The organism is Asaia sp. A2 (genome assembly GCF_057319415.1).
This window is the reverse complement of the sequence record NZ_JBXWTO010000016.1, coordinates 57,542-65,496: the sequence shown is the minus strand read 5'-3', so window position 1 is coordinate 65,496 and position 7,955 is coordinate 57,542. Positions and strand designations below refer to the sequence as shown.

Sequence of the window (7,955 nt, the reverse complement as noted above, 5' to 3'; positions counted from 1 at the left end):
GGTCCCCTGATCCACCCCACAAAATACACCCCAACACCCTCGCGGGGTGGAGCAGCCCGGTAGCTCGTCAGGCTCATAACCTGAAGGCCGCAGGTTCAAATCCTGCCCCCGCAACCAAAATCCCCCACATATAGACACAATCCAGACATAGCTCTCAACCAGAGCATAGGCGCATGTACGCGCGCGTATGGCAGGGTATCAAGCCTATCACTTAGCTCGGGACAGCCCTGCGCCAGTTGCCAAGCCGTGTCTTTTTGTAGTCCATATCAATCACATCAAAAGCTTCTGCGATTGCGTTGTGATGTCTGAACGCAAGCCTACCATGATCATCATAGACAGACTGATCATTTATAATCCGAGACAGCCAACGCATCGAAGCGATCGTCGTGACGCCGGGCCCTGTTTCAACCCAGATATTCTCGAAATCGCCGACATGGCAGTAGCGTGTAAGGTTTGCGAATATCCCTTCCAAAATGGCGCCGATCACGGGATGGTTCGGTTGTGTCATGATGAAGTCGTTATCGACACACCAGGGTGACCCAAACGAATAGGTCAGCAGGCAGGAGAAATCCGCCCCCGCCGCAATGCGTGTAACCGGTGCATGCGAACGTGTGTCGACATCCATGTAGATGCCCCCATGTTTGTACAGAGCAGCAATACGCCAGAAATCGGCACGCATGGCTGGATGAAAGCAGCAATCGAAAAGTCTGAGGCCCTCATTGCCATGTTCCTGATACATGAAGGCGCGTGCTGAGGCATCGCAAACCAGCTCGTGCTGGCACTCAGGGTTCATGGCTATGGTTGTTGCGATGCTGCGCTGCACATCCTCGGGTGGGTTTGCAGCATGCCAATACTGGATAATCCGGTACGGGATGGATGAAGGTAACCCGTTATCCTGCCCTGGTGGAACGACCTTGAGCCAGTGACTGTCGACCCCTTCTGCCAGAAGGTCGAAACAGGCCATACGATCCCCCTCGCTAACGCGATGCAAGGCAGGAGGCAGTGATGTTACATCGCCCGGTTTCATATCCTGAACTGTCATCAGCCCCCTGTGCAAGGCGTTTCATCCAATGCTGCCTTGCCCCTCATAACCACGATCGGGGTTATGGACGCCCGATTACTTTCATCGTTCTGCGTGCATACGAGGCTAAATTCAAATCTCTTTTTCGCGTCTTGTTTGGTTGGCTTGCATGGTGTGGTCTTGTACAGGGCCAATCAGATAGTGCTAGTTAGACTGTCGGCGGTTTGAAGATCCGTGTGAACGACGCCATCCGTCGTCACCACCAGTAGATGGTCGCCAACCCACTCTGCTAGGAAGATCTTTTCGAGATCAGCCAGTCCGCGGCGCGACAGTATCGCGATGAGCCATTCTTTCGAGTGCTTGAGCGCTTCCAGTTCCTTCTCCAGAATTTCGCCGCGATGAACCAGGAACTGAGCAGGTTTCTTGGTTTCCTTCTTCATGATGACGCTGACATGGCCGGTCGTCTCGATCTGGGCAAAATCGATATCATCGAAGCTGAAGATGTTCTGCATCCGCAGAGCCGTTGCGACATCCTTGAGGTCGATACGGCTCGCGTTCTCATTGAAGTTCTCAATGAGGAAAACACCATTACGGATCAGGGTGATCGGCTCGCCTATCGTGCGCTTTCTCAGATCAGGGATTTTGCGTGAGAGATAGTTGAAGAGCGCCATGAGCAGGATGCACAGGATGAGCAGGGCGATATAATGCAGGATGGGTAGCTTGTCGTTGTAGAGAATACCTCCGACAACGCCGCCCAGTATGAAGTTACCGACCAGATCGACCGCCGACATCATGGCAATCTGATTGCGCCCGGTCACATTCAGATAGGTGATGATAAGGGAAAACCCGATCACGAGCTTGAGAATAACCCAAAGATAGACAGTGATCACGCGACTCCAGTCCTTTGTTAGCTGCTTGAGATCTTCAAGAATTTTGGGCGCAGCGAGTTGCTCTAATATTGTTACATTAAAAAAATAGCACTTAAAGCACAGCCCTTTTTGCCTGTAGCAGTCAAATCCCTGATTTAAAAAATAACTTGGTTCTTGATTGGCAGATTCAGCCAGTCACCAACTGCCAGTTTGGCAACCAATCTAGTTGTTCCTCATTTGTTCTCATGTTAGGGCGCAATGAAGGAGGGCTGTCATGAGAGAGAACGCCGGGTTGGCTATGTTGCGCGACAGCATCGTGCAGATTGAGCAGCGTTATCAGCGTGGTTTTGCAGCGCTTTACCTACAGACGGGCATGGCTGCTGTTGACGAGGCGCTCAAGGGTGGGCTGCGTCGAGGGGCTGTGCATGAGTTTCTGGGGGAGGGGCATGATCAGGTGCTTTGCGCCCGCCCGACGCGTTTCATAGCGCAGATTCTGGCGCGAAGTGCGGGGCCAGTCATCTGGCTTGTGCCTGCCCTCTCCGAGAATGACCCCACAAGACAACGCGGAGCAGCGCAGGGAAGGGGCGGCAGTTCCGGCTTTACCTCCGCCCCGGTCCTGGCGGGGCTGCGTGATGCCGGGCTGGATGGCGCGCGACTGCTTTGTGTCGAGGTCGAAGCCGCACGCCTGGTCGGTACGATGGAAGATGTGCTGCGCACCAGAGGGGTGGCAGCCGTTGTGGCTGATCTGCCTGAACCATTATCCCTTACAGCCTCGCGTCGCCTTCATCTGGCGGCAGAAAAGACGATGGTCACCGGGTTTGTCGTGCATCGTCACACACAGCCTCTTTCGCCCAATTCCTGCTGGACGCGCTGGCGTATCGGCCCTGCGCGTGCCGATGCGGTCAGGGTGGGGCTGCGCTCTTTTCCCTCTGCTTCGGGGGGGCTGTCCCTTTCCCTTTTGCGACGTCGTGGGGGTGATGCCCTGTTCTGGAGGGTCGGTACAGACCATGATGCGTCGGTTTCTTTCCCTGTGGCTGCCCCACTGGCACACGACACTCTGGCACAAGGGGCATCCCGAAGCCGACCCCGCCAGACCTCTGGCCCTTTATGGTCGTGAGGGCCAGAGCCGGAAGATCATGGCGGTCAATCAGCCTGCCCGGGATTGTGGGGTGGAGAAAGGTCAGTTTCTGGCCATGGCACGCAGTCTTGTGCCGGATCTGGCAACGCATCCCGTCACGCCCGCTGCCGATGCACGCGCCTTGCACAGGCTGGCATCATGGTGCCGGTGCTTCTCACCCCTTGTCGCGGTCGATCCGCCAGATGGTCTGTGGATTGACAGCACGGGATGCGCCCATCTTTTTGGAGGTGAGGTCGCCATGCTGGAAACCGTAAGGGACAGGCTCATGGCGCAGGGGCATGCCGTTCGTGCGGCTTTGGCAGATACGGCTGGAGCGGCTCATGCTCTGGCACGATTCGGCACAAAGGAGCTGCTTTGTATTCCCTCTGGCAGCGTAGCTGCAGCACTCGATTCCCTGCCCGTCGCTGCCTTGCGGCTCGATGACGAGGAACAGTCGCGGCTTGGTCTTCTGGGAATTGGTCGTGTGTCGGATCTGCGTGCCGTGCCGCGTGCTGCGCTGACGCGCCGCTTCGGCAAGGCGGTGCTGTGTCGTCTTGATCAGGCGCTTGGGCACCAGAAAGAAGCTCTGGATTTCGATCAGCCTGCAACAGCCCTGAGCGTGAAGCGCCATCTGATGGAACCAATCGGCACGGCCGAAAGCATCGCGCAGGTCATGGACGTCCTGTGTCAGGATATCGCGACCCTCTTGCAGAAGAGGGGCCTTGGCGCGCGCCGGGTCGATCTGCTTTGCCATCGCGTGGATGACGTGGTTCAGGCAGTGCGTGTGGGAACGGCTGAGCCTGTTAACGAGGCCATGCGCCTGTCCCGCCTGCTTCAGGAGCGTATCGAGACAATCGATCCAGGGTTTGGCATCGAAGTCATGAGCCTGCATGTCGGTCACGCCCAGCCCCGCTCGCCGGTGACAGAGGAAGCCATGTTACCGGAGTCCTCCACAGGGGCAGGCGGGCTTCTTCAGGCAGGTCATCCCTCCGCGGGAGAGTCGCTGGTGGTTCTGGCAGAACGACTACGCAACAAGCCGGGTTTGCGAGCGATCTATCATCTGGCGGAAACCGATTCACCCTTCCCCGAGATGGCCCAGACACAGGGCCTTGCGCCTGTTTCATCGTTGGAAGGCGCTTCGCGGCGCTCAAATTGGCCGCGACCAACCCGGCTTTTTGCACCGCCACGCGCTATCGCCGCGCCAGAACTGACGGACCACGACGCGCCTCAGGGCTTTGTCTGGCAAGGACAGAAACTGCGTGTTTGCGGGGCTGATGGGCCGGAGCGGCTACACGGTGCCTGGTGGCAGCATCCCGCGCAGGCAGGGGCCATACGCGATTACTGGATTGTGGAAACCGAGCAAGGCGATCGCTTCTGGCTGTTTCGTCGGGGTGACGGTCAGCATCCCTGGTCGGGTGACGGGGCGTGGTTCGTCCACGGGCTGTTCTGATGACACAGGATTTTGCCTCTCCTCCGGTCATGCGTCCTGCCGAGCCTCGCGAGATTGCGGAGGCCCTCACCCATGCCCTGCGTTTTGACGGGCGTCGGCGTGTTCATGATGCTGATGAACTGATGGCGACCCTCGTGGCCGAGCGGCTGGTGGCGCATCTGGCGCGCTGCGGTTTCGTGCTCATGAAACGTGCCGATGCCGTGGCGCATGATACGAGCGGGCATCATCATCCCAATGACAGGGCAAAAGGCGAGGGGGCATGACCACGCCGCTTCATGTCACGTCCTATTATTCCTTTTTGCGTGGCGTAAGTGCGCCGCATGACCTGTTTTCTGTCGCCCAGGCCCAGGGGCACAGGGCGCTCGCGCTGACCGACCGCCATTCGGTGGCCGGCATGGTGCGCGCCCATGATGCCGCGTGTCAGAGCGGTGTAAGGCTATTGCCTGGCTGTCGGCTCGATCTGCTCGATGGCTCGACTCTTCTGGCCTATCCTGTTGATCGTGCGGGGTGGGGGGCGCTTTGCCGCCTGTTGACGCTTGGGCACCGCCGGGGTGCGCGGGACGTCTTTTCGCTCGACTGGGGAGATCTGCTTCAGGGGGCACGGGGGCTTGTTCTGGTTCTGCTGCCCGATCAGCCCGATACCCAGGCACAGCAGCAGTTTCAGCATCTGGCCCGGATCGGTGCAGCCAATAGTCAGCCAGTTTATTGCGGGCTTTCGCATCGCAATGCCCCGGGTGACCTGCTGCGCCTGCGGGCGCTGGAGGCACTGGCCGCCTCCTGTGGCGTAGCCGCCGTGGTGACGGGCGATGTGCTCTATCACGCGGCGCGCTGCCATGTTTTGCAGGATGTCGTGACCGCCATTCGTGAGAATTGTACGCTCGATACGCTGGGGGAGCGGCGTGAAAATCATGGTGACAGGGCCCTCAAGACGCCCGGTGCTGTGGCGCAGCTTTATGAGGCTTTTCCCGAAGCACTGGCCCGTGTGTCCGAAATCGAAGCGCATTGCCGCTTTTCGATGGATGATCTTTGCTACCAGTATCCGCAGGAGACTGACCGGTCGGATGAGACGCCGCAGCAGGCCCTTACCCGTTTGGTGCAGGAGGCCCTGCCAAGGCGTTATCCTGCCGGGGTGACGGATGCGGTCAGGCAGCAGATCGCCCATGAACTCGCCTTGATCGGCTCGCTTGATTACGCGCCCTATTTTCTGACCGTGCACAGCATCGTGCATCAGGCGCGTGCGCTCGATATTGTCTGTCAGGGGCGTGGCTCTGCCGCCAATTCCGCCATCTGCTATGTGCTGGGTATCACGGCGATCGACCCCGTGCGTTCCGGCCTTCTGTTCGAGCGGTTCATTTCCGCAGAGCGTCGCGAGCCCCCCGATATCGATGTTGATTTCGAAAGCGACCGGCGCGAGGAAATCATCCAGTGGATCTATCGCCGCTACGGTCGCAGCCATGCAGCGCTGTGTGCCACGCTCATGCGCTATCGCCCCAAGGGGGCCTTGCGCGAGACAGGCAAGGTGCTGGGGTTGAGCGAGGATCTGCTGGGCCTACTCTCAAAATACCTTGCCTCGTCGCTGGGAGATCCGGAACAGCTCAAGGCACGTGCGGCGGAGCTGAACCTCAATCTGTCAGATCGACGCCTGGCGCTGACCCTGCGTGTGGCTGCCGAGCTGGTGGGCATACCACGCCAGCTTGGCACCCATCCGGGGGGCTTCGTGCTGACCCGCGACCGGCTGGATGAACTCGTGCCCATTCAGCCTGCTGCAATGGAGGATCGGCAGATCATCGTCTGGGATAAGGACGATATCGACATTCTCAAGTTCATGAAGGTCGATGTGCTGGGTCTGGGCATGCTGGGATGTCTGCGCCGGGGGTTCGAGCTTCTGGCTGAGCATCGCATCCGCCAGCTCGATATGGGCTCGGTACCGCCTGAAGATGACGCGACCTATGCCATGATCCGCCGTGCCGACACGCTGGGCACATTCCAGATCGAGAGCCGCGCCCAGATGTCCATGCTGCCGCGCCTCAAACCCAGGACGTTCTATGATCTCGTCATTCAGGTAGCCATCGTGCGCCCGGGTCCCATCCAGGGTGATATGGTCCATCCCTATCTGCGACGGCGTGAGGGGATCGAACTGCCGGATTACCCGCAGCCGGAACTCAGACAGATTCTTGGCAAGACCCTGGGTGTCCCCCTGTTTCAGGAGCAGGCCATGCAGGTGGCCATCAAATGCGCTGGCTTCACGCCCGGTGAGGCCGATCAGCTGCGCCGCTCCATGGCGACATTCAAGTTCACTGGCGGGGTCTCGCATTTCAGAACGAAGCTGATCGAGGGCATGGTTGCCAATCATTATGATCGCGCATTTGCCGAACGCACCTTCCGCCAGCTTGAAGGCTTCGGGTCCTATGGCTTTCCCGAAAGCCATGCGGCGAGTTTTGCTCTGGTGGCCTATGTCTCGAATTATCTGAAATGCCACCATCCCGATGTGTTTTGCGCGGCCCTGCTCAATTCGCAGCCTATGGGATTTTATGCCCCGGCTCAGGTGGTGCGTGACGCGCGCGAGCATGGCGTGACCGTGCACGCTATCGATATCAATGCCTCGCGTTGGGATTGCGTGCTTGAGCCTGACCGGGGCAAGCGAACACTGGCCGTGCGTCTTGGTTTTCGCTTTGTGAAGGGCCTGTCGAACGATCACGCGGCCAAACTGATCGCCCATCGCTTTCCGGCCTATGAGTCGCTCGATGATGTCTGGCGTCGTGCTACCATTCCTGTCTCGGCGCTTGAGGCGCTGGCGGCAGCAGATGTCTTTCGCAGCCTCGATCTTGATCGGCGTGCCGCACTCTGGGCCATCAAGGGGCTGGCGGATACGGTTCTGCCGCTTTTTGCCGCGGCCGATCGCAAGCTCAATCGCCCCGGCCCCGAAGTGATCGAGCCTGATTACGCCCCCCGCCCCATGAGCGAGGGTCGTGAGGTCGTAGAAGATTACAACACGCTCGGCCTGACCTTGCGCCAGCACCCGCTGTCGTTTCTGCGTCCGCAACTGGCTGAGCGAGGCATGGTAACCTGTGCCGATCTGCGCCGGTTGCGCGATGGCAGCCGTGTAGTGGTGCCGGGGCTGGTTCTGATGCGTCAGCGCCCAGGCACGGCCCATGGCGTGATGTTCATGACGCTGGAGGATGAAACCGGCACAGCCAATATCATCATCTGGAAAGACCGGGCCGAAGCCCAGCGTCGCATTGTGATTGGTGTCAACGCTGTGGCCTGCCACGGAACGCTCCAGCGTGAAGGAGAGGTCATTCACGTGGTGATGCAGCGTCTGGAGGATATTACGAATATGATGCGCTCTATTGCCGTGTCCGAGGAAGAAGAGGGGGCGGTGGCACCTAGATTGAAGGCGCGGGACTTTCACTGAGATAGAGACTTGTTTCTTCTTTTTGGAAAAAACTAAGCAATCTTTTGGTCTTTCTGTTATCTTCAAGCATAGATTTGGGGACA

Annotated in this window: 6 protein-coding genes and 1 tRNA gene; 5 read left to right on the top strand and 2 right to left on the bottom strand. The window is 58.8% G+C overall.

The window, feature by feature from the left end; translation table 11 throughout:
* The first annotated feature begins 40 nt into the window (after positions 1–40).
* A tRNA-Met gene (locus tag ACWNRM_RS12690) sits at positions 41–117 on the top strand.
* A gap of 94 nt (positions 118–211) precedes the next feature.
* Here the strand turns inward: ACWNRM_RS12690 and ACWNRM_RS12685 are convergent.
* Positions 212–1,042, bottom strand: a complete 831-nt coding sequence (locus tag ACWNRM_RS12685; RefSeq protein ID WP_485171115.1) for a glycosyltransferase family 32 protein — start codon at positions 1,040–1,042, stop codon at positions 212–214.
* Positions 1,043–1,215: 173 nt separating this feature from the next.
* Entirely contained in the window at positions 1,216–1,911 is a 696-nt protein-coding gene (locus ACWNRM_RS12680; RefSeq protein WP_485171116.1) for a DUF421 domain-containing protein, read from the bottom strand.
* 253 nt (positions 1,912–2,164) lie between these two features.
* Between ACWNRM_RS12680 and ACWNRM_RS12675 the strand changes: the two genes are divergently transcribed.
* The 4 genes from ACWNRM_RS12675 to ACWNRM_RS12660 are packed head-to-tail and all read left to right on the top strand — an operon-like array spanning position 2,165 to position 7,872.
* Positions 2,165–3,007, top strand: coding sequence for an ImuA family protein (locus ACWNRM_RS12675; protein ID WP_485171117.1), 843 nt, complete (start codon positions 2,165–2,167; stop codon positions 3,005–3,007).
* Positions 2,898–4,457, top strand: coding sequence for a Y-family DNA polymerase (locus ACWNRM_RS12670; protein ID WP_485171118.1), 1,560 nt, complete (start codon positions 2,898–2,900; stop codon positions 4,455–4,457). The genes ACWNRM_RS12675 and ACWNRM_RS12670 overlap by 110 nt, the downstream gene beginning before the upstream one ends.
* A complete protein-coding gene (locus tag ACWNRM_RS12665) occupies positions 4,457–4,720 on the top strand; it encodes a hypothetical protein (RefSeq protein ID WP_485171119.1) in 264 nt (87 codons plus the stop codon). Before ACWNRM_RS12670 ends, ACWNRM_RS12665 begins: the two co-directional genes overlap by 1 nt.
* Complete coding sequence (locus tag ACWNRM_RS12660; RefSeq protein WP_485171120.1) at positions 4,717–7,872, top strand: error-prone DNA polymerase; 3,156 nt, start codon at positions 4,717–4,719, stop codon at positions 7,870–7,872. The genes ACWNRM_RS12665 and ACWNRM_RS12660 overlap by 4 nt, the downstream gene beginning before the upstream one ends.
* Positions 7,873–7,955: the final 83 nt, after the last annotated feature.

What these genes read in the sequence shown, in the direction of transcription:
- ACWNRM_RS12685 (WP_485171115.1), bottom strand. Translation starts at nt 1,042, where the DNA reads ATGACAGTTCAGGATATGAAACCGGGCGATGTAACATCACTGCCTCCT.
- ACWNRM_RS12675 (WP_485171117.1), top strand. Translation starts at nt 2,165, where the DNA reads ATGAGAGAGAACGCCGGGTTGGCTATGTTGCGCGACAGCATCGTGCAG.
- ACWNRM_RS12670 (WP_485171118.1), top strand. Translation starts at nt 2,898, where the DNA reads ATGATGCGTCGGTTTCTTTCCCTGTGGCTGCCCCACTGGCACACGACA.
- ACWNRM_RS12665 (WP_485171119.1), top strand. Translation starts at nt 4,457, where the DNA reads ATGACACAGGATTTTGCCTCTCCTCCGGTCATGCGTCCTGCCGAGCCT.
- ACWNRM_RS12660 (WP_485171120.1), top strand. Translation starts at nt 4,717, where the DNA reads ATGACCACGCCGCTTCATGTCACGTCCTATTATTCCTTTTTGCGTGGC.